The sequence below is a fragment of the Acinetobacter sichuanensis genome, assembly GCF_003024515.2.
GTDB lineage: Bacteria > Pseudomonadota > Gammaproteobacteria > Pseudomonadales > Moraxellaceae > Acinetobacter > Acinetobacter sichuanensis.
This window is the reverse complement of the sequence record NZ_PYIX02000114.1, coordinates 1-2,621: the sequence shown is the minus strand read 5'-3', so window position 1 is coordinate 2,621 and position 2,621 is coordinate 1. Positions and strand designations below refer to the sequence as shown.

The 2,621-nt window shown below is 38.5% G+C and carries 2 protein-coding genes and 1 pseudogene; all 3 read right to left on the bottom strand.

Annotation, left to right across the window (positions count from 1 at the left end; genetic code table 11):
• Window positions 1–2: 2 nt before the first annotated feature.
• Complete coding sequence (locus C9E89_RS23475; protein ID WP_171405203.1) at window positions 3–173, bottom strand: hypothetical protein; 171 nt, start codon at window positions 171–173, stop codon at window positions 3–5.
• A 168-nt stretch (window positions 174–341) separates the two neighbouring features.
• Window positions 342–629 carry a hypothetical protein gene (locus tag C9E89_RS22115; protein ID WP_107010241.1) on the bottom strand — a complete coding sequence of 96 codons (288 nt, stop codon included), beginning with the start codon at window positions 627–629 and terminating at the stop codon, window positions 342–344.
• A 36-nt stretch (window positions 630–665) separates the two neighbouring features.
• Window positions 666–2,621: pseudogene (locus C9E89_RS22110) on the bottom strand (hypothetical protein); the annotation flags it as partial.

Below are 2,621 nucleotides of genomic sequence, written 5' to 3'. Positions count from 1 at the left end.
TTTTATACATTCAGACCAGAAACAACTTCTAAAAATTTCGAAAATGCATTTAGAATATCTGGGAATTTCCACAAAAATATTGATAACAAGAAAACTCCTGTTACCTTCCAAAAACCATATTTATCCATGACAACCTCTACTTTTTGCAGTATTACTGCTATAATTTCAGGCATAGATTTAATTTCCTCTTACTTTTCTCGGTGAGTTGAAATACAAAAACCCTGATGTTTGCTGCATCAGGGTTTTTCTTTGGGTAATAAAAAACCCACTCAGTTGAGTGGATTCCAATATCAATAATGAATTAAAAGCTATTGTTAAATGTAGTCAAAAAATAGTTTGGGTTAATCCAAATCAAAACTATGCATCTCTATTTCACAATCATTTGCAGAGCTACTTAAACAAAAATCAATGCCAGATCGTTCAATAAATTCAATATCAATCAGTCGACATAGATCATAGTGTTTCTTAGATTCCTCATCCGAAGCACCAAATTCTAACTCACCAATCTTACTAAGCATTTCCTTTGCAAGCTCATGAACTCTTTTGGCTTTTTCTTCACTCAAAGTTCGATAAAAGGCATGAAAACCTGCTTCATACTTCTCAAAAGTACCTACTTCATAAACTTTCATTTTACATCCTAATAAAAAACCACTCTTTCGAGTGGCTTATCTTCTTCGATTAGAATTGGTATTACGACTCAGTTGCTGAGATTCATGAGAGTTAGCATTACCAAGCCGATCCCACGATCTTTTTGCCGCATCCTCCGCTTCTTTGCGAATCACATCAATGGTAATTGCACCATCCGTATCAACGCGCGTTTCAGCATAAGTACCAGGTGGGGTATTAATCGTGATTTTAGGTTGCACATTTACAGCTTTCACCTTATCCACGACTTCGCGTTCACGATAAATCTGCGAATAAGCATCAGGCTGAACGCGCGAAGATCCGACCAACCCACCATCTTTATACTTAGGCACAATAAACGGTTCAGGAAGTTGATTCCCTGCGATTCGTTTATGTAATTCCTCGTACTCTTTTTGGAATGGCATTTCCCCTGTGCGGTTCATGTACTCCATATTCGCAACACCAATCTTCTTCACCGCGGATGCTTTAGTCACAAACTCGTAGTCCGAAAGCATTGCGGGAATAGAATCGCTTGTTGAAGTACCAGGACCACGGACGTGACCGCCTGTGGCGTAACCATCACCATTTGGTCCTGCAATTGTCTGTCCAGCAATTAAGCCCACGTTTGCGTAACCCATTGCTAGCATTGCTTTAGATGCTGCGATTTTGGCACCGAAAAACGGAATTGTTGCATCCGCTGCCACTTGAGTTGCTGCTAAATGTGTACTGATTAAAGCTGAACTAATTGCAAACATTTGTTGCATAGCAAACATCGTTTTATATGATTTACTATTCTCCTCTTTATGATCTTTAACAACGTTAGTTAATTCTCCCCAAATACCTGAAGCCTGAGATAACATTTGACCATAAAGTTGAAGCTGTGATTCATGTTGACTCTGTGCTAGATCTTGTGCTTGTGCTGCATAGTCCTCTTTGATTTCAAGCATTTTAGCTTGATGAGTTCTTTCAGCTTGCTGCAACAACTGATTTCTATAATTGGCATCTTCTATCTCAAATCGACCAGCTTCATCTTTGCGATTAATATCCTTGACATCTTTCTGGTAATCATCGAAAGCATAACTAATATCATTGGTCATGTTGTTTTGAAGATTCCAACGCGCAAACTCATCTGGTGACATATTTGCTTGAGCTAAGATCCTAAGCTGATTGTCTGATGATTGCTTTTGCCGTTCTGTCAAAACATCTGACAGCTCTTGAGCTTTACGTCTTTGTGTTTCATCAAAAACAGCGAGTTCATATTTCGCTTGATCATCAATCGCTTTTTTAAGCACCTTTTTTTGCTTATCACTATACTGAGTACTTAAAATTAACTCTTGTTGCGCTCGATCTCTAGCATAGACAATTTTTTGTTGTTCACTCCATTGATATCCACTCAAAGATTCGTTATAGCTAAGCTCAGCGAGTTTGCTTTCTGCTGTATACCGTTTTTCTATATCCGGAATGAGATGCTGTAAGCCAAGGCGATTAGCCTCCGCAATTTCATCAAGACGCTGTTGGTTGCGAGTGATATCTTCACTACTATATCTTTCACGTAGTTGTTGGGTTTCCTTCTTTAGTTTTTTCTGGTCATCTAAGAATTTTTGATAAGCTTTTCCTGAATCATCAGAACCAAGTAAATCACCTTTCTTACCACCACCCCAAGAAGCCCACTTATCAATTTTTGGTAAATATCCTGCAACTTCTTTATTTCTCTTAGGCGAACCACCAACCTTTCCTGTGTCAAGAAATTGCTTAGAACCTGTTGGTCCAGCATTGTGAGATAAGATTGCTTGCCTTAAACTACCTGATTTCTCCAACTCCTTAGAAATAGCATCTACAACAATTTTCCCTACAAGCAAGAAATCATTATTTTGCGATAATGAAATATTGTATCGCTTGCGATAAGCTGTTGTAGTTTGCCATGGACCTAATGCACCAGTATCGCTCTTCAAATCCGTTCCTGCTTTTGACTCTTGCATATATAAACCAGCGATCAT

Coding starts and splice junctions, on each gene's coding strand:
- C9E89_RS23475 (WP_171405203.1), bottom strand. CDS start 173: ATGCCTGAAATTATAGCAGTAATACTGCAAAAAGTAGAGGTTGTCATG.
- C9E89_RS22115 (WP_107010241.1), bottom strand. CDS start 629: ATGAAAGTTTATGAAGTAGGTACTTTTGAGAAGTATGAAGCAGGTTTT.